The organism is Mesorhizobium sp. USDA 4413 (assembly GCF_056280365.1).
In genome coordinates this window covers 1,612,620-1,633,785 of record NZ_JBVPRP010000001.1, presented here as the reverse complement: position 1 = coordinate 1,633,785, position 21,166 = coordinate 1,612,620, and the positions used below count along the sequence as shown (strand labels likewise).

At 63.8% G+C, this 21,166-nt stretch carries 18 protein-coding genes and 1 pseudogene; 5 read left to right on the top strand and 14 right to left on the bottom strand.

Annotation, left to right across the window (positions count from 1 at the left end):
* Nucleotides 1-14: 14 nt before the first annotated feature.
* Nucleotides 15-1,214 (bottom strand): acetylornithine transaminase, encoded by a 1,200-nt coding sequence (locus ACVMIM_RS08035; RefSeq protein ID WP_476111496.1) that lies wholly within the window; start codon nt 1,212-1,214, stop codon nt 15-17.
* Nucleotides 1,215-1,572: 358 nt separating this feature from the next.
* Here ACVMIM_RS08035 and ACVMIM_RS08030 point away from each other — a divergent pair, with 358 nt between their 5' ends.
* Nucleotides 1,573-2,085, top strand: coding sequence for a GcrA family cell cycle regulator (locus ACVMIM_RS08030; RefSeq protein ID WP_040994109.1), 513 nt, complete (start codon nt 1,573-1,575; stop codon nt 2,083-2,085).
* Between the two features lie 110 nt (nt 2,086-2,195).
* On the opposite strand, the gene ACVMIM_RS08025 is transcribed toward ACVMIM_RS08030, so the two are convergent.
* From ACVMIM_RS08025 to ACVMIM_RS08015, 3 genes are all read right to left on the bottom strand, one after another.
* Entirely contained in the window at nt 2,196-3,158 is a 963-nt protein-coding gene (locus ACVMIM_RS08025; RefSeq protein ID WP_476117141.1) for a magnesium and cobalt transport protein CorA, read from the bottom strand.
* Nucleotides 3,159-3,388: 230 nt separating this feature from the next.
* A complete protein-coding gene (gene phoU, locus ACVMIM_RS08020; protein ID WP_476111495.1) occupies nt 3,389-4,111 on the bottom strand; it encodes a phosphate signaling complex protein PhoU in 723 nt (240 codons plus the stop codon).
* Nucleotides 4,112-4,219: 108 nt separating this feature from the next.
* A complete protein-coding gene (locus ACVMIM_RS08015) occupies nt 4,220-5,485 on the bottom strand; it encodes a sensor histidine kinase (RefSeq protein ID WP_278047451.1) in 1,266 nt (421 codons plus the stop codon).
* A gap of 200 nt (nt 5,486-5,685) precedes the next feature.
* Here ACVMIM_RS08015 and ppk2 point away from each other — a divergent pair, with 200 nt between their 5' ends.
* Nucleotides 5,686-6,591: a polyphosphate kinase 2 gene (ppk2, locus tag ACVMIM_RS08010; RefSeq protein WP_040994100.1), complete on the top strand. Its 906-nt coding sequence runs from the start codon at nt 5,686-5,688 to the stop codon at nt 6,589-6,591.
* A 211-nt stretch (nt 6,592-6,802) separates the two neighbouring features.
* Here ppk2 and ACVMIM_RS08005 read toward each other — a convergent pair whose 3' ends face one another.
* The 3 genes from ACVMIM_RS08005 to ACVMIM_RS07995 all read right to left on the bottom strand — a co-directional run bounded on the left by ACVMIM_RS08005 (nt 6,803) and on the right by ACVMIM_RS07995 (nt 9,032).
* Entirely contained in the window at nt 6,803-7,552 is a 750-nt protein-coding gene (locus ACVMIM_RS08005; RefSeq protein WP_278047449.1) for an enoyl-CoA hydratase-related protein, read from the bottom strand.
* Between the two features lie 11 nt (nt 7,553-7,563).
* The gene (locus tag ACVMIM_RS08000; RefSeq protein ID WP_476111494.1) at nt 7,564-8,202 is read right to left on the bottom strand and encodes an acyl-homoserine-lactone synthase; all 639 of its coding nucleotides are present in this window, start codon (nt 8,200-8,202) and stop codon (nt 7,564-7,566) included.
* A gap of 98 nt (nt 8,203-8,300) precedes the next feature.
* A complete protein-coding gene (locus ACVMIM_RS07995; RefSeq protein WP_040994094.1) occupies nt 8,301-9,032 on the bottom strand; it encodes a LuxR family transcriptional regulator in 732 nt (243 codons plus the stop codon).
* A 277-nt stretch (nt 9,033-9,309) separates the two neighbouring features.
* Between ACVMIM_RS07995 and ACVMIM_RS07990 the strand changes: the two are divergent.
* Nucleotides 9,310-10,132: pseudogene (locus tag ACVMIM_RS07990) on the top strand (transporter substrate-binding domain-containing protein).
* Nucleotides 10,133-10,146: 14 nt separating this feature from the next.
* Here the strand turns inward: ACVMIM_RS07990 and ACVMIM_RS07985 are convergent.
* Nucleotides 10,147-10,560, bottom strand: a complete 414-nt coding sequence (locus ACVMIM_RS07985; RefSeq protein ID WP_476111493.1) for a tellurite resistance TerB family protein — start codon at nt 10,558-10,560, stop codon at nt 10,147-10,149.
* A 212-nt stretch (nt 10,561-10,772) separates the two neighbouring features.
* On the opposite strand from ACVMIM_RS07985, the gene ACVMIM_RS07980 reads away from it, so the two are divergent.
* Entirely contained in the window at nt 10,773-12,422 is a 1,650-nt protein-coding gene (locus ACVMIM_RS07980; protein ID WP_476111492.1) for a lysine--tRNA ligase, read from the top strand.
* Here the strand turns inward: ACVMIM_RS07980 and ACVMIM_RS07975 are convergent.
* Together ACVMIM_RS07975 and ACVMIM_RS07970 are read right to left on the bottom strand one after the other, a co-directional pair.
* Nucleotides 12,385-13,257, bottom strand: a complete 873-nt coding sequence (locus ACVMIM_RS07975; RefSeq protein ID WP_476111491.1) for a thermonuclease family protein — start codon at nt 13,255-13,257, stop codon at nt 12,385-12,387. The two genes, ACVMIM_RS07980 and ACVMIM_RS07975, sit on opposite strands and share 38 nt — an antisense overlap.
* An 8-nt stretch (nt 13,258-13,265) precedes the next feature.
* Nucleotides 13,266-13,907, bottom strand: a complete 642-nt coding sequence (locus ACVMIM_RS07970; RefSeq protein ID WP_476111490.1) for a S24 family peptidase — start codon at nt 13,905-13,907, stop codon at nt 13,266-13,268.
* 299 nt (nt 13,908-14,206) lie between these two features.
* Here ACVMIM_RS07970 and ACVMIM_RS07965 point away from each other — a divergent pair, with 299 nt between their 5' ends.
* Entirely contained in the window at nt 14,207-15,856 is a 1,650-nt protein-coding gene (locus tag ACVMIM_RS07965; protein ID WP_476111489.1) for an ankyrin repeat domain-containing protein, read from the top strand.
* Between the two features lie 12 nt (nt 15,857-15,868).
* Here the strand turns inward: ACVMIM_RS07965 and ACVMIM_RS07960 are convergent, their stop codons facing one another.
* From ACVMIM_RS07960 to ACVMIM_RS07945, 4 genes are read right to left on the bottom strand one after another with little or no spacing between them, the layout of a single operon-like run.
* Entirely contained in the window at nt 15,869-16,411 is a 543-nt protein-coding gene (locus ACVMIM_RS07960; protein WP_476111488.1) for a thioesterase family protein, read from the bottom strand.
* Between the two features lie 9 nt (nt 16,412-16,420).
* A complete protein-coding gene (locus ACVMIM_RS07955; protein ID WP_476111487.1) occupies nt 16,421-18,640 on the bottom strand; it encodes a 3-hydroxyacyl-CoA dehydrogenase NAD-binding domain-containing protein in 2,220 nt (739 codons plus the stop codon).
* 12 nt (nt 18,641-18,652) lie between these two features.
* Entirely contained in the window at nt 18,653-19,861 is a 1,209-nt protein-coding gene (locus ACVMIM_RS07950; protein WP_278047441.1) for an acetyl-CoA C-acetyltransferase, read from the bottom strand.
* Between the two features lie 33 nt (nt 19,862-19,894).
* Nucleotides 19,895-21,064, bottom strand: coding sequence for an acyl-CoA dehydrogenase family protein (locus ACVMIM_RS07945; RefSeq protein WP_476111486.1), 1,170 nt, complete (start codon nt 21,062-21,064; stop codon nt 19,895-19,897).
* Between the last annotated feature and the right edge of the window lie 102 nt (nt 21,065-21,166).

The window sequence follows — 21,166 nt, the reverse complement described above, 5'->3', positions numbered from 1 at the left end:
GCAGGTTCCAGAAATTATTTCGCGGCTTCGGCCGCAATCGCGTCGGTCAGACCCTTGGCGCCGCCGCGAATGCGCTTCAGCGCCTCGCCGATCTCCTCGTCGGTGACGGTGAGCGGCGGCAGGAGGCGGATGACGTTGTCGCCCGCCGGCACGGCAAGCAGGTGCTGGTCGCGCAGCGCCATGTTCACCTTGGTGTTGGGCATGGCGCATTTCAGCCCGAGCATCAGGCCGGTTCCCCTGATGCCCTCGATGACCTCGGGAAATTCGTCCGCGACCCCAGCCAGTCCCTGTTTCAGAAGCAGCGCCTTGCGCTGCACGTCCTCGAGGAAGCCGTCGGCCAGCACCACGTCGAGCACGGCGTTGCCGACCGCCATCGCCAGCGGATTGCCGCCGAAGGTGGTGCCGTGCACGCCGGCCGTCATGCCGGTCGCCGCCTCATCCGTGGCAAGGCAGGCGCCCATCGGGAAGCCGCCGCCGATGCCCTTGGCGATCGCCATCAGGTCGGGCGTGACGGCGGCCCACTCATGCGCGAACAATTTGCCGGTGCGGCCGATGCCGCACTGGACTTCGTCGAAGATCAAAAGCAGGCCGTGCTGGTCGCAAAGCTGGCGCAGTCGCTTCAAGGACTGCGTCGGCACCGGGCGGATGCCGCCCTCGCCCTGCACCGGCTCGATCAGGATTGCCGCGGTCTCCGGCGTGATCGCCTTCTCAGCCGCGTCGATGTCGTCGAATGCGACCTGGTCGAAGCCCTCGACCTTCGGGCCGAAGCCTTCGAGATATTTGTACTGGCCACCGGCGGCGATCGTCGCCAGCGTGCGGCCGTGGAAGGCGCCCTCGAAAGTGATGATCCGGAAACGCTCCGGATGACTCTTGACGAATTGGTAGCGCCTGGCCGTCTTGATGGCGCATTCCAGAGCCTCGGCGCCGGAATTGGTGAAGAACACCTTGTCGGCGAAGGTGGCGTCGACCAGCCGCTCGCCCAGCCGGCGTTGTTCGGGGATCTCGTAGAGATTGGAGACGTGCCAGAGTTTGGCGGCCTGTTCGGTGAGTGCCGCAACCAGATGCGGATGGCTATGGCCCAGCGAATTCACCGCGATGCCGCCCGCGAAGTCGAGATATCGCTCGCCCTTGTCGGTGACCAGCCAGGTCCCCTCCCCGTGATCGAAAGCCAGGGGTGCGCGAGCAAAGGTCTCGTAAAGCGCCGAACCGCTCATTATATGCGTCTCCGGAACCGGAAATCAAAAAAGCCGCCAATGCGGCGGCCTTTGCGGCTTATCATGTTTTTCGGCCATGAAGTCAACGAAAACGTCACGCAGAAGCGCGTGACAACCCCCTGGCGCCACGCCGGCTCATCAGTGGTCAGGCAAGTTGGGGAAAACCGTAAAAACCGAATCGGTGTTGCCTTTGGGACTCTTGTCACAGAGTCAGCGCATAAGGTATTTGTAGTCGAGAAATAACTATATTTCGTGCGGCGGACCTAAATCACCCGGTACATGTGGTGTCGTTTGCCCGGCGAGAGCCGGATCGGGAAAGGATTCAGGCTGCCGCACGCTTTAGCAGGAGCGCGGTCTCATGAACTGGACTGACGAGCGGGTAGAACTTCTCAGGAAATTGTGGTCGGAGGGTCTGAGCGCCAGCCAGATTGCCGCACAGCTCGGCGGAGTGAGCCGCAACGCCGTCATCGGCAAGGTGCATCGCCTGAAGCTGTCGGGCCGCGGCCGCGCGACAGCAGCGCCGGCGCGCCAGAAGAAGGCGACGCAAGGCGCCTCGATGCAGAAATCGGTGACCCGCGCCGCAAGCGCCACACGCCATGTGACGGTCGGTGCCACCGCGCTGCAGGTGCAGTTCGACGCCGAGCCGGTCGCGCGCCACTATATCCGCCCGGTCGAGAATGTCGTGGTGCCGATCTCGCGCAACCTGCAGCTTGTCGAACTGACCGAACGCACCTGCAAATGGCCGAACGGCGACCCGCTCTCGGAAGACTTCAGCTTCTGCGGCAATGACGCCGCCGAAACGGGGCCGTACTGCAAGTATCATTCCCGCGTCGCGTTCCAGCCGGCGGCGGAGCGGCGCAGGGCAAGATAAGGGGAATAGAGGGATAAGGCAGTAGGGGAGTAGGTGAAAAAAGCGCTTCATGCGCGACGTTTCGCCAGTCGATCACTCCCGTATTACCCTACTGCCCTACTCCCTTCTCTTCACAGCCACCCATTCTTCTTGAACCGCCAGTACAGAAACGCGCAGATCAGCGCGATCACCGCGAGCACGGTCGGATAGCCATATTCCATCTTCAGTTCCGGCATGTCGGTGAAATTCATGCCGTAGATGCCGGCGAAAGCTGTCGGTACCGCCAAGATAGCAGCCCATGAGGCGAGCTTCTTGGAGATTGCGGTTTCCTGGCTCTGTCCGACGAGAAGGCTGGCTTCGAAGGCGAAGGCCAGAACCTCGCGCAGGGAGTCGATCTTTTCCTGCACGGTGCGGATGTGGTCGGTCACGTCGCGAAACAGGGGATGCATGGCGGCATGGATCTGGGGCAGATCGGCGCTGGTCAGCCTACGGCAGACCTCGACGAGCGGCAGGGCCGCATTGCGCAGCCGCAAGAGATCGCGGCGCAGCATGTACAGCCGTTCGATGTCGGCACCGGTCATCGGCTTCAAAAGCACCTTGTCCTCGATCGCCTCGACCTCGTCCTCAATCTGCTCCAGCACCGGCATGTAATTGTCGACGATGAAATCGAGAATGGCGTAGAGAACGAAATCCTCGCCCTTGGCCAGCGAATGCGGGCAGCTCTCCCAATGCTGGCGCACGGCGGCGTATGAGGTCGAGGGGCCGTGCCGGACGCTGACGATGTAGCCGGTGCCGACGAACAGATGCGTCTCGCCGAAAGTGACCCGGCCGTCGATCAATTGCGCGGTACGGGCGACGATGAACAGGGCATCACCATATTGCTCGATCTTCGGGCGCTGATGCGGATGCTCGGCGTCCTCGATCGCAAGGTCATGCAGGTGGAATTGCGCCTGCACTCTGAGCAGAAGGTCGCGATCTGGTTCGAGCAGGCCGATCCAGACGACATGGCCGGGTTTTGCCGCCCATTCGCCGGCCTGTTCGATGGCGATGTCGGCAACCCGCTTGCCGCCCAGATAAACGCTGGATGCAATGATGCCGGATGTCGGCGAGGCGGGGTCAGGTTCCGAACTTGTTCCATCGCAAACCTCCCGAGACTGCGACTGACAATCGCTGTGCCTGGAGCAATTCCAGGAAAAGTATGAGCGGTTTTCCACCCAAAATTGCGTAAAAACAAATAGATAGGGCGTTTCGCCGTTTCCATGAAACGGTGAAACGCACCAGAGGAGCTTAACCTAAATCAGGAAGCCGTTCGAGAGGCGCCCTTTCACTTGACCGGTACCTTGCCGGGAAGCACGACCTTGTCGGTCTGGTCGCCCTTTGGCCGGTCGGCGGGCAGTTGGTCGCCGGTAACGATGTAATAGATCGTCTCGGCGATGTTGGTGGCATGGTCGCCGATGCGCTCGATGTTCTTGGCGCAGAACAGAAGATGCGTGCAGGGCGTGATGTTGCGCGGATCTTCCATCATGTAGGTCAAAAGCTCGCGGAACAGCGAGGTGTACATGGCGTCGATCTGGTCGTCCCGGTCGCGCACGAAGCCGATCCTTTCGACCGAGCGCGAGGCATAGACGTCGAGCACTTCCTTGAGCTGCGTCAGCGCCAGGTCGGCAAGGGCCTCCAGACCACGGAAAAGGCTATTCGGCTGGCGGCCGTCGACCGAGGCAACGCGCTTGGCGACGTTCTTGCCCAAGTCGCCGACACGCTCGATATCGGCCGAGATGCGGATGGCACCGACGATCTCGCGAAGGTCCGTCGCCATCGGCTGGCGCCTAGCGATGATGATGATGGCCTTGTCGTCGATCTCGCGCTGCCCCTCGTCGAGGACGAGATCGTCCTGGATGACCTTCTGGGCCAGGCCGTGATCGACGTTCACCAGGGCCTCCACGGCCTGTTCGACCATGCGCTCCGCATGCCCGCCCATCGCGGCGATGCGCTTCGACAGGTACTTCAGTTCTTCGTCATAGGCACTGACGATATGGACGGACTGCATGGATGTGCCTTCCCGGTTTGTGCCGGCTGGTGCGCTCCCTCAATCCGTCGCTGATACGCGAACCGCATGACAGAAAGAAGAAAATTCCAGTTAGTAACCGATACACGATCAGCGAGCCGGCAAATGAACCGTGAACGCCGCGCCCTTGCCGACCTCCGACTTGATGGACAGTCTTGCGTTATGACGGGTCAATATATGCTTGACGATCGAGAGGCCAAGGCCTGTGCCTTTCTGGGTGCGGCTGTTTTCGACGTCGACGCGGTAGAAGCGCTCGGTGATGCGCGGGATGTGTTCTTCGGCGATGCCCGGACCGTAGTCCCTTATCGTGACGTCGAAGCCCGGCTGTTGGCTATCCCCGCCTTCGGCGACCGATACGGTAACGCGCCCGCCCGACTGGCCGTATTTGCAGGCGTTCTCGAGGAGATTCTCGAAAACCTGGAACAGTTCGTCGCGATCGCCGGAAACGACGAGCGGCCCATTGGCGAACTCCCGCTCGATGACGACGCCGTTCTCGCTGGCTAGCGGTCCGAGCGAATCGATGACGCTGTCGATCGTCTGGCGAAGATCGACCTCGGTGCCCGGCCTCAGATAGGGTTTCATCTCCAGTCGCGACAGCGAGAGCAGATCGTCGATCAGGCGGGCCATGCGGCCGGTCTGGTTCTGCATGATCTGCAGGAACTGGTCGCGGGCCGCCGGATCGTTGCGGGCCGGCCCGCGCAGCGTCTCGATGAAGCCGGCGATCGAGGCGAGCGGCGTGCGCAGCTCGTGGCTGGCATTGGCGATGAAGTCGGCTCGCATGCGGTCGATGCGGCGCGTCTCGCTCTGATCCTTGAAGACCAGCACATAGAGGCCGGTGGCATGGCCGACCGTGGACGCGCTGACGCGGTATGTCCGTTCCACCGGGAGCTTTTCCGTGTAGTCGACCGCGTCGGCGGCGACGTGCCCCGACAGGATGCCATCCAGCAGCGCCTGCATTTCCGGTGCGCGGAATTTCAATGACAGCGACATGCCCGGCGCCAGCCCGCCGAAGGCAGCGAAGGCGGCGGCGTTGGCGTGAACGATGGTGGCGGAATGGTCGAAGATGATCAGCGGATCGGCGACCGCGGCCGCCAGATACTCGCCGGATAGCCTCTGCAGCCCGCTTGCCTCGATCGCTGCTCCCGTATCGGCCGGCTGGCGTCCGGCATCCGTGGGCAGCATCGCCGCGGCCGCCAGCGCGACCAGGGCCAGCACCAGCACATAGACGGAGGCGCCGGCGAAACTATAGACGGCAAGGACCGCGACAACACCCGCGCCAAGCAGCCAGCGGTTGCGCCAAAGCCGCGCCGCCGGGGCCTGTCGCTTGCCGTCCTGCTCCGCCCCCGTCTCTGCCATAGGCCCGCGCCACCCCGCATCCCGTTCGACGGCCAGCGGCTCGCTGAACCGGCTTGGCGCATGGGACCCTGGAAATCAGGATCGATTTTCGCGAAGGTTCATGCGCAAAATCAAAATGCTACAGCGTCTTGCGCCCCGAAAGCGCGCTACGCTGCACAGGCTCCATAGCATGAGTCCGCAAACTGGAAAGGTTCGTCCGGATGAAAAAGGCCAAGGAAACGGCGGAAGCGGTGCCAGCCACCGCACCTATCAAGATCAAGATTGGCGGCAAGGAGCGCGAGTTCGACATCGACAATCCGGTGCTGCCTGACTGGATCGAGGACAATAAGCTCACGGCCGGCGGCTATCCCTACGATAAGAAGATGAAGGGCGAGGACTACGAAGAGGAGCTCGAGCGCCTGCAGATCGAGCTGGTCAAGACGCAAGCCTGGCTGCAGAAGACCGGCAAGCGGGTGATGGCGCTGTTCGAGGGCAGAGACGCGGCCGGCAAGGGCGGCACGATCTTCGTGCTGCGGCAATATATGAACCCGCGCACGGCTCGCAACGTCGCGCTGCCCAAGCCGACCCCGACCGAGGCCGGGCAATGGTACTACCAGCGCTATGTCGACCAATTCCCGACTTCGGGCGAGTTCGTCACCTTCGACCGCTCCTGGTACAATCGCGCCGGCGTCGAGCCGGTCATGGGGTTCTGCACGCCGGAGCAGCACGAGAAATTCCTCGACGAGACACCCCATTTCGAGCGAATGATCTGCAACGAAGGCATTCATTTCTTCAAATTCTGGCTGAATATCGGCCGCGAAACGCAGCTCGAACGGTTCCATGACCGCCGCTGGTCGCCGCTGAAGAACTGGAAGTTTTCGCCAATCGACATCGCCGGCGTCAGCAAGTGGGACGACTACACCAAGGCGCGCGACCAGATGATCGAACGCACGCACAAGGAGTTCTCGCCCTGGATTGTCGTGCGTGCCAACGACAAGCGCCGCGCCCGGCTCGCGGTAATCCAGCATATCCTGCTTTCCCTGCCCTATGACGGAAGGGACCTCGACGCGGTGGGCAAGCCCGACAAGAAGATCATCTGCGAGGGGCCGGAGTTCCTGAAAGACTAAAGCGTGTCGCGATATTTCAGATCGCTCCATGCGCCTTAGGTTTTGATTTTACGCAGATCTTTATCCCCAAACGGGTTCCCACTTTCGGGAGACATGCCTTGGTGTTCCTCCTCGCCAGGAACCGCTGGCTTCCGTTGTTACACGATTCCGGACGGATTACAGCGCCGCGCGCCTTTCGGCTTACGCGGCGCTGATGTTGCATGCCGGCCGCTCAGGCGGCCAGGCGCGCGATCCGCTGCAGGCGCTTCAGCGTGGTGTCATCCTGAAGCGCCTGCTGGAACAGCGTTATCTCGTGATCGATGCGGTCGCATAACACGTCCGTATCGCCCTTGAGCAGGCTGCGCGTCTGGAGCAATGCCGCCGCTGGCTTCTTGGCCAGCTGTTTCGCCCTTGCCAGCGTTGCTTCCTCGGCGCTGCCTTGCGTCACGATCTCGCCGACCAGGCCGAGCGCCTTTGCGTCTTCGGCGCCCAGCGTGTCGCCCAGGCAGAAGAAGCGAAACGCGCCGGCATAGCCGAGCTTCTGGGGCGCCAGAATGCTGGTCGCCGCGTCCGGCACCAGGCCGAAATCGACGAACGGCACCCTGAAGGTGCTGCCCCTGGAAGCGATCACCATGTCGCAATGGAACAGGATTGTGCAGCCGACGCCGACGGCATCGCCGTCCACACAGGCAAGCACCGGCTTGGGGAAGGTCGCCAACATGCGGAACATGTCGGTGACGGCGGCGATCAGCTCTCGGTGCTTGGTGGCATCCAGGAACTCCGAGAAGTCGCCGCCAAGGCAGAAGCATCCGGCAAGGCCGCGCAGCATCACGACGCGGACCTCGTCATTGACCGCCGCCTCGTGCAAGGTCCTGGCGAGGCTTGCATAGGCATGCCTGTCGAGCACCGGCCGGCCATCGTGCGAGGACACGGTGACGACCAATGTATGGCCACGCAGTTCCGGTTCGGGATGGAAACTCATGACCGCCTCCATCACGACGCCTGCTTCAGGCCGAGCTGACCGGGATAGCCCCAGTTCAGCACCGGCAAGAAGTGATTGCGGCGGGCCCGCACGATCTCGAGCGTATGCTCGGTGAAGGTGAGCAGGGTCGCCACGACCTGCTGGTTGCCATAGGTGCGCTGGTATCCGAGCGGCTTTGCCAGGAAATGCAGTTGCAGCGCTCTGAGCACCCACATCGGCTCGAACTCGATGATGACCTGGTTGACGTTGCGCTTCAGGCCCCATTCGACGAAGCCGGCGATCAGTTCGGTGCCGACCGTTGAGACGCCGCGCTTGCCGTCGCGAAAACCCGGAGCCACGGCGTAGCGGGTGAGTTCCCAGATATTCGGTCCCGAGGGGGATGGCCCCTCGCAGAGATCCGACAACACGTCGGTCAGGAGATGCGGCCGTGTGGTCGGAAGCATGCGCTGGTAACCGGCAAGTTCGCCGTTGCGGATGACGAGGTGATGTTCGGCCTCGTCATGATCGAACTGGTCGATCTCGAGCTGGTCCGGACGATCGAGATCGGTCCATCCCATCTCCTCGACGAAGATCCTGTAGCGCAGGCGATGGACCGCCTCCCAAAGGTCGGGACGTTCCATCAGTTCCTGAGTTGTAAGGGCGAAAAGCATTAGCCGTCTCCTAGGCATAAGAGGAAGATACGGCCGTGATGTCCCTTAAAATATTGCGCGAATACGCAGGCAAGAATTTCTAGGCCGGCACGGCCGACCTAGCTAATATAGCCGCGCCTAATCGCCTCCGCGACTGCCTGCACACGGTTGGCTGCGCCCAGTTTGCTCTTGGCGTTAAGAAGGTGTTTCTCGGAAGTGTGTTCCGAGATGCCGAGGATTTGCGAGATCTCCCATTCGGACTTGCCGACGGCGGCCCATTGCAGACACTCCCGCTCACGCGCCGTCAATTCTATGTGATCGATGACCTTCTCGGCCTTGGTGTGCAATTGCATCGCGCGGCCGATCGCATAAGTCGACGCCAGCGAGACCATTCCGAATTCCTGATCCGACAATTCAACGGATTCGCCGCCCAGCGAGACCATGACGATCTGGCCGTCAAGCGTGACCAGCGGAAAGGCCAAGCCGTCGCGCAGCTTGAACTCGCGGGCATCTCCCATGACTTGGTCGCTGCTCTTGTCGATCACCGCGTTTTTGGAGGCATCCCGCCACTGGAACGGCGCCTGAAGCTGCTTCATGTGACTGACGACCGGATCGTGGTCGACATAGTTGCGCGCCACATAGCGCTCCAGCCATTCGCCCGGCCAATCGCAAAGCATCACGTGCTGTTTCTGCCGGCCGCGCGGGGTGCCCGGCTGCGGCACGGTTCCTGCCATCAATGCGGTCAGGCCGAAATTCGAGGTGACGCCGAGCAGCCGCTCGCAGACCGCGGCCGCGGTGCCGGCATGCTGCAACTGGTCTATGTATTCCAGAGTTCTGTCAAACAGGCCCATCGCAACATCTACCCCATGTTGCTTCTGCTTTTTCGTTACCGACGGTAGATGCCCGAACACCCCTTCCGCATCAACCCCCGCGTCGCAATCTCCTCAGCGAAGCCGACTTCCCCCTTCCGGCACGCACGGTCATTTGCAAACGCGCTAAACCATACGCCTAATTTGACCGCTTGAAATCAAAAACCGTTGTGCCTGCCCCGTTTTCATACGAAAAGCCAAGGAACGGGGACAGGTGCGGAGCCAAATCGTGATCTTGCGGTGGATATTTCTGGCCCTGATGTTCCTCCTGACCGGCGCATCGGCCTTTGCCGGCGCGACTCAAGGTGCGGAACCGCAGGTGCCCGTGCTGTGGGACGCCAAGGAGCGGCTGCCGAAGCCCGACCTCTCCGCGCTGCCGCGGCTGAGATTCCTCACCACCACCGATTTTCCGCCCTTCAACTTCCTCGACGGCACCGGCCGCCTGTCGGGTTTCCACATCGATCTTGCGCGGGCGATCTGCGCGGAGTTGGGCGTTGTCGACAAATGCCAAGGTCCAGGCGTTGCCGTGGAACGAACTGGAGGATGCTCTTCAGAAAGGCGAAGGCGAGGCGATCATCGCCGGCATCGCCGCAACGCCGGCGAGCCGAGAGAAATACGCCTTCTCGCGCTCCTACATGCAATTCCCGGCGCGCTTCATCATGCCGAAGGCGAAGGCCTTCGCCGAGCCGATCCTCGACAAGCTGCGCAGCAAGCGGGTCGGCGTCATCGGCGGCTCGGCGCATGAGAAAATGCTGCGCGATTACTTCAACACCGTGCAGGTGGTGACCTTCGACACACCCGAGAAACTCTATGCCGACCTCAAGGCCGGCAAGATCGACGCCGCTTTCGGCGACGGCATGCGCTTTGCCTTCTGGCTGGGCGGCTCCGACGCCGCCGGCTGCTGCCGCTTCGCCGGCGGCCCATATCTGGCGCCGGAATATCTGGGCTCGGGCATGGCGATCGCCACCCGCAAGAGCGACACAGCGCTTGCGGCCGCCTTCGACTACGCGCTGCAGGAAATCTCGATCAAAGGCACCTTCGCCGAGTTTTATCTGCGTTATTTCCCGGTGAGCTTCTTTTAGGCCTGTCAGCTCCTTTAGGTGAGCGTGCGCAGGCGCGCCTTGGCAGCACGCGCGATCGCGGCCACCGTCAGCGTGTCGAGATCGAGCTTGAGGCGGATGAGCTGCAGCACCCTGATCTCCTCCAGGCGCATCTCGAGATCGACGGCGGCGACCTCGAAAGCGGCGGCATAAGCGGTGTCGCGCAGCCGCTCGGGCAACGCCTCGGCGACGCGCGCCAGCACGCCTTCCAGCCCGTCCTTCTCATGCAGCGCCTTCTGGCAGGCTTGCGCCACCTGGACCAGCCTGTCCCGGTTGAAGTCGACGAACACCGGCCAGGAGCGGACGACCTCGCCGATCCGCCCCAGTTCGACATCGGTCATGTCGCGATCTGAAGCCGATGTGATGACCATCAGGTGGATCAAGGCTTCGTGCGGCGTCAATGAAGGCATTCAAAACTCCCGGAAGCGTGCATGTCGTTTCCCCCAAACCTTGGGGGGCACTTTGGGCGACATACACAGGATAATAGCGCTCCAACGTAGGAACGCCATTATGGCGCCGCAAGGAAAACCACCGCAAATCGTTGACGCTCCGTCCCCGCGCGCCTAGAGACCGGTCGATAAATTTCATCCGCCGCGCAGACGGCCATGACTGGAACTTCGACATGACGGGATCAAACATCATCGATCTCAATCCCGAGATGCTTGCCGCGGCGGCCGAGAGCAAGGCCTGGCCGTTCGAGGAAGCCAAGAAGATCATCGCCCGCTACAAGAACAAGGAGTTTCCCGAGACCGTCCTGTTCGAAACCGGCTACGGCCCGTCGGGCCTGCCGCATATCGGCACCTTCGGCGAGGTGGCGCGCACGACCATGGTGCGGCATGCCTTCCGTGTACTGACGCAAGACAAGGTCAAGACCAAGCTTCTGTGCTTCTCCGACGACATGGACGGGATGCGCAAGATCCCGGACAACGTGCCGGACCGCTCCGCGCTCGAGCTCTACCTGCATATGCCGCTGACCTCGGTGCCCAACCCGTTCGGCGGCGACTATGCGAGCTTCGCCGACCACAACAACGCGATGCTGTGCCGTTTCCTCGATACGTTCGGCTTCGACTATGAGTTCGCCAGCGCGACGCAGTACTACAAGGCCGGCCGTTTCGACGAGGTGCTGCTGCGCGCCGCCGAACGCTATGACGACATCATGGGCGTGATGCTGCCGACGCTCGGGCCGGAGCGCCAGGCGACCTACAGCCCGTTCCTGCCGATCTCGCCGAAGAGCGGCCGCGTGCTCTATGTGCCGATGATGAATGTCGACGCCAAGGCCGGCACCATCACCTTCGACGACGAAGGCACCGAGACGACGCTGCCGGTCACCGGCGGCCATGTGAAGCTGCAGTGGAAGCCGGATTTCGGCATGCGCTGGGCGGCGCTCGGCGTCGATTTCGAGATGTTCGGCAAGGACCATCAGACCAACGCGGCGATCTATGACCGCATCTGCAACATCCTCGGCGGGCGCGCGCCGGAGCATTTCGTCTACGAGCTGTTCCTCGACGAGATGGGCCAGAAGATCTCGAAGTCGAAGGGCAATGGGCTCACCATCGACGAATGGCTGACCTACGCGCCGACCGAGAGCCTCGGCCTTTACATGTACCAGCGGCCTCGGCAGGCGAAGAAGCTCTATTTCGACGTCATCCCGAAGGCGGTGGACGAGTATTACGCTTTCCTCGGCGCCTATCCGCGCCAGGACTGGAAGGAACGGCTCGGCAATCCGGTCTGGCACATGCATGACGGCAACCCGCCGGCGATCGACTTGCCGGTGCCGTTCGCGCTGCTGCTCAACCTGGTCAGCGCCTCCAACGCGCATGACAAGTCGGTGCTGTGGGGCTTCATTTCGCGGCACGCGCCGGGCGTGACGCCAAAGACGCATCCGGAACTCGACCGGCTGACCGGCTATGCGATCCGCTATTTCGACGATTTCGTGAAGCCGACCAAGGTCTATCGCGCCGCCGACGAGGTGGAGCGCGAGGCGCTGGGGAAGCTTTCCGAGGCGCTTGGCGCGCTGCCGCAAGGCGCCGACGGCGAGGCGATCCAGAACGCCGTGCTCAACGTGGCGCGCAAGATCGAGCGATACCAGGACCATTCGAAGCAGAGCCCGGAAGGGGGGCCGGGCGTGTCGGTCGCCTTCTTCCAGATGATTTACCAGGTGCTGATCGGCCAGGAGCGCGGACCGCGCTTTGGTTCGTTCGCGGCGCTTTACGGCATCGCAGAGACGCGCGCGCTCATTGAGCGGGCGCTGGCTGGTCAGTTGGCGGCGTAACGGCGCCGACATCGGCCGGCAGGATCGAATCCGGAGCCACCGGCGCCGGCCCCGAGACGGCCGGCAGCGCCGGTAGGCCGTCAAGCTTCGGCGCCGGGCCGAAAATACCCTTCCTGGCCGTGCGGGCCTTGTTCTCGGCCTCGACATAGGGGCCGCCTTGCGCGGCGCGCGCCCAGCCGTTCTCGACCAGCCACTGGCCGATGTCCTGATTGCCGATATGGCATTCGGCGGAAATGGTGTCGCGACCGCCCTCCGGCGGCACCGTACAGGCGACCGCACGGCCACGCAGGAAGGCGCGGAAGGCTGTCCTTGCACGCGCGCCGCAGGCCCAGCTCTTGCCCTCGTCGCTGCAGGTTTCGTCGGCCTTGACGACATCCACGCCGGACACAGCGACTGCATAGCCCTTCGCCTCGATCAGCCCGGCGGCGGTGGCGACCGGCTGGAACAGCTTGGTGCCGTTCCAGTCATCCGGCATTTTCAATTTGGGCGGCTTGGGCGGCCCGGCCAGCGCCAGATCGCTGAGCGGCGCGCGCGGCTCCACCCGTTCGAGTTCCTGGTCCGACAGTTCCGGCGGCGCCACGACGTCGGGATCGATGGCCCTCGAATGAACGGCGGGCTTCGGCGCGGGAATGGCCGACGTCGCCGGCTCTTGCGCGGCACCGGAACCGGAAGCTGAAAGCGTGTCGTCGCCCGTGGGGAGCGCGTCGGCGATGGGGTCGATCTGATCGACCGCGACGGTGCTTTCGTGGCCCTTGACCGTGTGTCCGCCGGCAACGACGAGAACCGCCATCACCGGAATGGCCAGAATCGCCACGGCTGCCTGAAGAAGCCGCATAAGCCGGCCTATTGGCTTGCCCAGACGATGCGCGCCATCCATTCGATATCGCGCGTCGGGATGTCACGGTCCGGGTGGGCGGGATTGAGCGAGACCAGCACGATCGATTTCATCGTTTGCCGGTCGAGCACCTTGGCCATCACCTCGCCGGCGGTGGTCTTGACGACAACACGGTCGCCCTTGCGCGTCGGCGCGCCCGGTTCGACGATCAGCACATCGCCGTTGCGGTAGAGCGGCAGCATGGAATCGCCCTGCACCTGCAGCGCATAGGACGTCTCGGTCGCCCGCGCCGGAAGCTCGACCAGATCCCAGCCCTGCCCCGCGGGATAGCCGGCATCGTCGAAGAAGCCCCCCGCGCCGGCCTGGGCGAAGCCCAGCAACGGGACGGCGCTGCGATGTTGGGCGACAGAGGCGCCGTCGCGTCCTTCGATAAGCCCAGTAAATTCCTCCAGCGACGCGCCGGTCGCCTCGATGATCTTGGCCAGCGATTCGGTCGAGGGCCAGCGCGGCCTGCCGTCGGACGACAGGCGCTTCGACTTGTTGAAGGCTGTCGAATCGAGACCCGCGCGCCGGGCAAGGCCGGAAGCCGACAGCGAATAGCGCTCGGCGAGAGCATCGATTGCGGCCCATACGCGGTCGTGTGAGAGCACGCGCGCTCTCCTTCAAAACAGGAAAAAAAGCCTCAAGCCTGTCTAGCGCGCGACCACACCATTGTCCACCAGTAGCGATGAACCGGAATGGAAAGTGATGCTGTCGCGGAAAACGGGTGAGGTTTGGCCCCGGGCGGCCAATTGACCCCGGCGACCGAACGATTTTAAGGTCGGCCCGCGGTGCAAGCCGCATCCGGGTCCGCGGGGAAGGGTTGAACCCACTTGCTTCGATGAGCTGACAGCCAAACCTTTGTGCAGCCGGATTTGCGGACCTTCGGCGAAAACGCACGGAGGTTTTCATGAACCAACTTCCCAGCCGTCCCCATCTCGAGCTTCTGAAGAAGCAGGCCAAAGACCTGCTCGCGGCCTATCGGCGCGGCGAGACGGACGCGATCGCACGCTTCCGCGAAAGCCTGCCGTCGGCGGCGGGCAGGGACGATCCGGCCATCGCGGCACTCGGCCTTCGCCTGCATGACGCCCAGTCCTGCCTGGCGCGCGAATATGGCTTCCCGTCCTGGCGCGACCTCGCCAGCTTCGTCGCCGCGCAGCGTGCCTACGGCGCTGACCGCGCCGCCTCGATCCGCAACTGGGCCGGGCTCGTTTATGCCGGAGACATCAGCGGCAGCACCAACCGGGCGAGCCCGGAGGCCGCGGCGCGCATGATCGAAGACCATCCCGACATGATCGGAGGCGATGCGTACCTGGCTTGCGCGGTCGGCGACGTGGCGGTGTTGCGGGCGGCGATCAAGCTGGACGCCGGCTGGCTCAACCGTCCGGGCGGTCCGCTCGACCTGCCGCCGCTGGTGGCCGTGACCCATTCGAGCCTGGTGCGGCTGCCGCGCTTTCGCGACGCGCTTCATGCCACCGCCAGATTGCTCATCGCTGCCGGCGCCGATCCGAACCAGGCAGTGGGCAGCCGCTGGCCACCGGCCTCGCTGAAACAGCCTTCGGACGAATACAAACTCTCGGCGCTGTACGGCGCGGCCGGCCAGAACCACGATCCGGAGTTGACGAAGCTGTTGCTCGACGCCGGCGCCGATCCGAATGACGGGGAGTCGCTTTACCATTCGCTCGAGAACCCGGCCTGCACCCGGCTTCTGCTTGAGGCCGGTGCCCGCGTCACGGGTTCGAACGCGCTGTACCGCGTGCTCGACCTCGACAGCCTGGAGGCGCTGAACCTGCTGCTCGCCGCGCCGGATGCCGATCCGAACGAACCGGCCGGGAGCCGGCCCACCTCCGATTGGGGCAGGCCGCTTCTGTGGGCGATCCGGCGCCGCCGTTCGCCGGCGCATATCGAAGCGCTGCTCACCGCCGGCGCCGATCCGTCGGCGCGGACGCCCGACGGCCTAAGCGCCTATCGGGTTGCGCTGCGCTTCGGCCTGACCGACGTCGCCGCGCTGTTGCGGCAATCCGGTGATGAAGGTCCGCTTCCCGATGATGAGCGGTTCGTCGCCGCCTGCGCGGCCGGCGACGAGGCGACGGCGCGGACAATTAGGACCCGCCGGCCCGACCTGCCGGAATCGCTGTCGGACCTGCAATTGCGGCTATTGCCCGAACTCGCCGCGCAGGGCTGCCGGGACGCTGTGAAGACCATGGTCAGGCTCGGCTGGCCGATCGCCCGGCGCGGCGGCGACTGGGAGGCCTCGGCGCTGAATCACGCTGTCTTTCGCGGCGACGCAGAGCTCACCCGCTTCCTGCTCGACCATGGCGCGGACTGGAAAGAGCAGCACGGCTTCGGCGGCGATGTGCGCGGAACGCTCGGATGGGCCTCGGTCAATGAGCCGGAACGCGATGGCGATTGGGTGGGTTGCGCCGAGACGCTTGTGGCGCACGGAATGCCGGCCGGACAACCGGATCCTCAAGGCAGGCGGGAGGTCGTCGCCTTTGACGACGATCTGATCATCTTTTCGGATGAAGTGGCCGATTTCCTGCTCGGCAGGGCGGCCTGAGCCGAAGCGCGATCACGCCGCCTTGGCCTGCTCGCGCAAATTCCGGTGCGAGACCATGAAGGCCCGCTCGGCTTCGGTCGGCGGGCGTGGACTAGCGGCCTGCCCGAGCGCCGCGACGATCTCGCCGATCTCGAGAAAGCGGCGGCCGCCACGATCATAGACGCCGCCCGTGGTGAGGATCAGCGCTGCCGTCTCGCCATTTTCGAGGACGAAGCGGTGCTTGCCGATCACCGACGTGCCTTCCCAGGTCTCGATCGACGACACCACCTCGAAGCGGCGCCACAGCCTGATCTCACGCACATAGGCGACCTGCAGCCCGCCGATCATCGGCGCCCAGCCATTTTTGCGCGCGAGCGCGATCAACCCGACGCGCAGGAAGATGTCGATGCGGCCGAGGTCCGCCAGCATCATGTAGCGCGCGTTGTTGAGATGCAGGTTGAAGTCGATGTCGATCGGCAGGCAGCGAAAAGCCAGCCGGCTTTCCTCGCCAACCCGATAGGGGCCACGGCTCGACGCCGTGGCCATGGTGCGGGCCATTCGCCCCCAGACATACATGCTGGTTGGTCAGGCTGCCTCTCTAACCTCGCCCTTCTGGTAGGGATCGAAGCGCTGGTAGAAGGTCTCGCCCTTCTCGGCCATGTCGAGCAGAAGCTTCGGCGCCTTGAACTCGGCGCCATATTTTTTCTGCAGGCCCTTGGCGATCTTGACGAAGCGCTTGGCGCCGATGCCGTCGATATAGGACAGCGCGCCGCCGGTGAAAGGCGCGAAGCCGAAGGCGAGGATCGAGCCGACATCGGCCTCGCGCGGATCGGTGACGATGCCTTCTTCCATCACCCGCGCCGCTTCCAGCGCGATGGTGACCAGCAGGCGCTGCTTCAGCTCCTCATAGTCGACCTTTTCGGGCTTCAGCTGCGGATAGAGGTCCTTCAGGCCCGGCCACAGCTTCTTCTTCGCGGGCTTGGCCGGATAGTCGTAGAAACCCTTGCCGTTCTTGCGGCCGAAGCGGCCATGCGTGTCGACCATGGTGTTGATCAGCGCCATCTGCTTGGGATCGACGACCTTCTCGCCGAGATCCCTGATGGTCTGCTTCATGATCTTCTGCGCAAGGTCGAGGGCCGTCTCGTCGGTCAGCGCCAGCGGGCCGACCGGCATGCCGGCGGCCTTGGCGGCGTTCTCTATCATCGCCGCAGGCACGCCTTCGATCAGCATCTTATAAGCTTCCGACATGTAGCGCAGCACGCAGCGGTTGACGTAGAAGCCGCGCGTGTCGTTGACGACGATCGGCGTCTTCTTGATGGCGCGCACGAAGTCGAACGCGACGGCCAAGGCCTTGTCGCCCGTCTTCTTGCCGAGAATGATCTCGACCAGCATCATCTTGTCGACCGGCGAGAAGAAGTGGATGCCGATGAAGTTCTTCGGCCGCGCCGAGTTCTTCGCCAGGGCGGTGATGGGAATCGTCGAGGTGTTCGACGCAAAGATCGCCGACGACTTCAGCACCGCCTCCGCCTTCTCGGTGGCATCCTTCTTGACGCTCGAATCCTCGAAGACCGCCTCCACGATGAGGTCGCAGCCGGCAAGATCGCCATAGTCCGCCGTCGGCGTGATCAGCGAGAGGAGCTTGTCCTTGTCCTCCGGCTTGGCGCGGCCCTTCTTGACCTGATCGGCCATCAGGCTGTCGGAATGTGCCTTGCCCTTCTCGGCCGACGCCAGATCGCGGTCGAGCAGCACCACCGGAATGCCTGCCCGTGCCGTGACATAGGCGATGCCGGCGCCCATGAAGCCGGCGCCGAGGATGCCGATCTTCTTGAATTTGGTGTCCGGCACGCCAGCCGGGCGGCGCGCGCCCTTGTTCAGCTCCTGCAGCGACAGGAACAGCGAGCGGATCATCGCCGCCGCTTCCTTCGACTGCATGATCTCGGTGAAATAGCGCTGCTCGATCCTGAGCGCGGTATCGAACGGCACCAGCAGGCCTTCATAGACACATTTCAGGATCGCGGCGGCGGCCGGGTAATTGCCATAGGTCTCGCGGCGCAGGATGGCGATGGCCGGCGGCCAGAGATTGGCGCCGGCCGCCGAATAGACCGGACCGCCCGGCAGCTTGAAGCCTTTCTCGTCCCATGGCGCCACCGGCTTCAGGCCGTTCTTGATCATCGCCTTGGCGGTCTCGACGAGCTTCGAGGGCTCGGCGATCTCGTGGACCAGGCCCATCGCCTTCGCCTTCTGCGGCGTGAGATTCTGCCCGGTGGTGAGCATCTGCAGCGCCTGCTGCTGGTCGGTCAGCCGCGGTACGCGCTGGGTGCCGCCGGCGCCGGGGAAGATGCCGATCTTCACTTCGGGCAGCGCCATCTTCACCTTGTCGGAATCGGCGGCGACGCGGCCGTGGCAGGCGAGCGACATCTCGAAGGCACCGCCCATGCAGGTGCCGTTGATCGCCGATACCCACGGCTTGCCGGAAGTCTCGATCTTGCGGAACAGGCCGGTCATATAGCCTGCATTCTCGAACAGCGCCCTGGTCGCCTTCTCGAGATCCTTCTCTTTGTCGGCGGCGAAGGTGGCCAGCATCTTCTGCAGCATGGCGATGTCGGCGCCGCCGGAGAAAGTGTCCTTGCCCGAGGTGATGACGACGCCCTTGACGGCGGCATCGGCGGTCACCTTCTCGACGATGGCGTCCAGCTCGCGCATCACCTCCTCGGTGAAGACGTTCATCGAGCGGTCCGGCATGTCCCAGGTGATCAAAGCGATGCCGTCGGCATCCACGTCGAGGATGAAATTGGTGTAGCTCATGCTCTCTCTCCCTCAGACGCGTTCGATGATGGTGGCGGTGCCCATGCCGGCGCCGATGCAGAGCGTGACAAGCGCGGTGTTCAAGTCGCGGCGCTCCAGCTCGTCCAGAACCGTGCCGAAGATCATCGCGCCGGTGGCGCCGAGCGGATGGCCCATGGCAATTGCGCCGCCATTGACGTTGATCTGGTCATGCGGGATGTCGAAAGCCTGCATGTAGCGCAGCACGACGGAAGCGAAGGCCTCGTTGAGCTCGAACAGGTCGATGTCCGACTGCTTCATCTTGGCGCGCTTCAGAAGTTTCTCGGTGACGTCGACCGGGCCGGTCAGCATCAGCACCGGTTCGGAACCGATATTGGCGAAGGCACGAATGCGGGCACGGGGCTTCAGCCCCATAGCCTTGCCGGCCTTCTTGGAGCCGAGCAGCACGGCGGCGGCGCCGTCGACGATGCCCGACGAGTTGCCGGCGTGGTGGACGTGATTGACCTCCTCGACCTCCGGATGCTTCTGCACGGCGACCGCGTCGAAGCCGCCCATCTCGCCGGGCATGACGAAGGACGGGTTGAGCGAGGCGAGCGACTGCATGTCAGTCGCAGGGCGCATGTGCTCGTCATGATCGAGGATGGTGAGGCCGTTCTGGTCCTTGATCGGGATCACCGAACTCTTGAAGCGGCCCTCGCCCCAGGCCCTGGCGGCGCGCTTCTGGCTCTCGACCGCATAGGCGTCGACGTCGTCGCGGGAAAAGCCGTATTTGGTGGCGATCAGGTCGGCCGAAATTCCTTGCGGCACGAACCAGCCGGGCAGGCCGACGGATGGGTCCATGAACCAGGCGCCGCCGGACATGCCCATGCCGACGCGCGACATCGATTCGACACCGCCGGCAATGACGATCTCGTCGGCCCCTTGCGCGATCTTGGCGGCGCCGAAATTGATCGCGTCGAGGCCGGAGGCACAGAAGCGCGAGATCTGCATGCCGGGCGCTTTGGTGTCGTAGCCGGCTTCGAAGGCGGCGGCGCGCGGAATGACGGAGCCCGCCTCGCCGACCGGGTCGACGCAGCCGAAGATGATGTCGTCGACATTGCCGGTGTCGAGGCCGTTGCGGTCGCGCAGCGCTTCGAGCGTCTTGGCGGCGAGCCGCACCGCCGGCACCTCATGCAGCGCGCCATCTTTCTTGCCCCTGCCGCGCGGCGTGCGCACGGCGTCATAGACGTAAGCTTCGGCCATTTCGTGCTCCTGTGGGTTTGCCGATCGCGGCGCTCAGAGAGAGCGCCCGATCAGCAATTTCATGATCTCGTTGGTGCCGCCGTAGATGCGCTGGACGCGGGCGTCGCGGTACATGCGGGCGATCGGATATTCATTCATGTAGCCATAGCCGCCATGCAGTTGAAGGCATTCGTCGACGACCTTGCCCTGCAGGTCGCTGAGCCAGTATTTGGCCATCGAGGCGGTGACCGGGTCGAGGCCGCCGTCGATATGGCGGGCGACGCAATCATTGTAGAAGACGCGGCCGATGGTGGCCTCGGTCTTCAACTCGGCCAGCTTGAATTGGGTGTTCTGGAAGTCGATGACGGCCTTGCCGAAGGCTTTGCGTTCCTTGACGTAGTCGATGGTGAGCGCCAGCGCGCGCTCGATCATGGCGATCGCGCCGGTGCCGATCTGCAGACGCTCCTGCGGCAATTGCTGCATCAGTTGGACGAAGCCCTTGCCCTCCTCGTGGCCGAGCAGGTTGGAGGTCGGCACGCGCACGTCGTTGAAGAACAGCTCGGAGGTGTCGTTGGACTTCAGCCCTATCTTGTCGAGGTTGCGGCCACGCTCGAAACCCTCGACCTCGTCGGTCTCGACGACGATCAGCGAGGTGCCCTTGGCGCCCTTGTCCGGATCGGTCTTGGTGACGACGATGATCAGGCTGGCGAGCTGGCCGTTGGTGATGAAGGTCTTGGAGCCGTTGATCCTGTAGTGGTTGCCGTCCTTCTCGGCGCGGGTCTTCACGCCCTGCAGGTCGGAGCCGGCGCCGGGTTCGGTCATGGCGATCGCGCCGATGAGTTCGCCGGTCGCAAGCTTCGGCAGCCATTTCTGCTTCTGCTCCTCGGAGCCGTAATGCAGGATGTAGGGTGCTACGATCGAATTGTGCAGGCCGATGCCGAAGCCGTCGACGCCGACATGGCCGATCGCCTCGATAATGGCGCTCTCATGCGCGAAGGTGCCGCCCGAGCCGCCGTATTTCTCGGGCATGGAGGCGCAGAGCAGGCCCGCCGCTCCGGCCTTCAGCCAGCTCTCGCGGTCGAAAATCTCGTTCTTCTCGAACTCGTCGTAACGCGGCGCGATCTCTTCGGCCATGAAACGGGTCGCCATATCGTAGAGCATGCCGACCTCGTCCGCCGCCCAGGCGGGTTTTGGAAGGCCAAGAACTTCGGCTGGATTGGTCATGCTCTTCTCCTCACAAGGCACGTCGTCGGAACTGGCGTCGAGCTCGTCGCGGACGATCCCTCCCGGCGCTTCGGGCCGCCCTCCCCTCAAGGGTGAAGGGAG

Bases quoted from the DNA above. Each gene is read 5' to 3' on its own strand.
- phoU (WP_476111495.1), bottom strand. From the start codon at position 4,111: ATGCAGTCCGTCCATATCGTCAGTGCCTATGACGAAGAACTGAAGTAC.
- ACVMIM_RS08035 (WP_476111496.1), bottom strand. From the start codon at position 1,214: ATGAGCGGTTCGGCGCTTTACGAGACCTTTGCTCGCGCACCCCTGGCT.
- ACVMIM_RS07965 (WP_476111489.1), top strand. From the start codon at position 14,207: ATGAACCAACTTCCCAGCCGTCCCCATCTCGAGCTTCTGAAGAAGCAG.
- ACVMIM_RS07960 (WP_476111488.1), bottom strand. From the start codon at position 16,411: ATGTATGTCTGGGGGCGAATGGCCCGCACCATGGCCACGGCGTCGAGC.
- ACVMIM_RS08030 (WP_040994109.1), top strand. From the start codon at position 1,573: ATGAACTGGACTGACGAGCGGGTAGAACTTCTCAGGAAATTGTGGTCG.
- ACVMIM_RS07950 (WP_278047441.1), bottom strand. From the start codon at position 19,861: ATGGCCGAAGCTTACGTCTATGACGCCGTGCGCACGCCGCGCGGCAGG.
- ppk2 (WP_040994100.1), top strand. From the start codon at position 5,686: ATGAAAAAGGCCAAGGAAACGGCGGAAGCGGTGCCAGCCACCGCACCT.
- ACVMIM_RS07985 (WP_476111493.1), bottom strand. From the start codon at position 10,560: ATGCCTTCATTGACGCCGCACGAAGCCTTGATCCACCTGATGGTCATC.
- ACVMIM_RS08015 (WP_278047451.1), bottom strand. From the start codon at position 5,485: ATGGCAGAGACGGGGGCGGAGCAGGACGGCAAGCGACAGGCCCCGGCG.
- ACVMIM_RS08005 (WP_278047449.1), bottom strand. From the start codon at position 7,552: ATGAGTTTCCATCCCGAACCGGAACTGCGTGGCCATACATTGGTCGTC.
- ACVMIM_RS07975 (WP_476111491.1), bottom strand. From the start codon at position 13,257: ATGCGGCTTCTTCAGGCAGCCGTGGCGATTCTGGCCATTCCGGTGATG.
- ACVMIM_RS07995 (WP_040994094.1), bottom strand. From the start codon at position 9,032: ATGGGCCTGTTTGACAGAACTCTGGAATACATAGACCAGTTGCAGCAT.
- ACVMIM_RS07955 (WP_476111487.1), bottom strand. From the start codon at position 18,640: ATGAGCTACACCAATTTCATCCTCGACGTGGATGCCGACGGCATCGCT.
- ACVMIM_RS07945 (WP_476111486.1), bottom strand. From the start codon at position 21,064: ATGACCAATCCAGCCGAAGTTCTTGGCCTTCCAAAACCCGCCTGGGCG.
- ACVMIM_RS08000 (WP_476111494.1), bottom strand. From the start codon at position 8,202: ATGCTTTTCGCCCTTACAACTCAGGAACTGATGGAACGTCCCGACCTT.
- ACVMIM_RS07980 (WP_476111492.1), top strand. From the start codon at position 10,773: ATGACGGGATCAAACATCATCGATCTCAATCCCGAGATGCTTGCCGCG.